The organism is Vibrio sp. 811 (genome assembly GCF_033339195.1).
On sequence record NZ_JAWOUB010000805.1, the window covers coordinates 1 to 549 of the forward strand.

1 protein-coding gene is annotated in these 549 nt (G+C 47.9%); it reads right to left on the reverse strand.

Translation table 11 applies throughout. From position 1 onward, the window contains the following. A partial coding sequence (locus R7Q46_RS29500; RefSeq protein ID WP_318078629.1) for an alpha-amylase family glycosyl hydrolase occupies window positions 1-549 on the reverse strand: 549 nt, incomplete at both ends.

A 549-nucleotide genomic window follows, 5' to 3' on the forward strand; every position in this document is an offset into this window, starting at 1 on the left:
GCCATTTAAGCCCGTTTGCCAATGGTTGAAGATCTGCTTTAACTGAATGAAATCAAACGGCGCTTTGGTCCATTTTTCACCATTCGGATAATCGACTTTCAGGTGGTGAAAATTGAACACCATCGACAGCTCTTTGCCATCTAATGAAGAGTATTGCTGGCAGTGCTCTAGCGTGGTCGAAGACATTTCCCCCACCGTCACGCTGCCGTACTTTTGAAACACGGCTTCGCTGATTTCTTGCAGATATTCGTGCACACGAGGACCATCCGTATAGAAACGACGGCCATCGCCAATATCATCACTTGGGAAGTCTTGCTGTTTAGAAATCAGGTTGATGACGTCGAGACGGAAACCATCCACGCCTTTGTCTGCCCAGAAACTGATGACTTCTTTGACTTCTTCACGCACAACTGGGTTTTCCCAGTTCAAATCCGCCTGCTCTTTAGCAAAAAGGTGCAAGTAGTACTGCCCTGTCGCGTCATCCAATTCCCAAGCATTGCCTCCAAACTTCGATTGCCAGTTGTTAGGTTCTGCGCCCTCAACCGGATC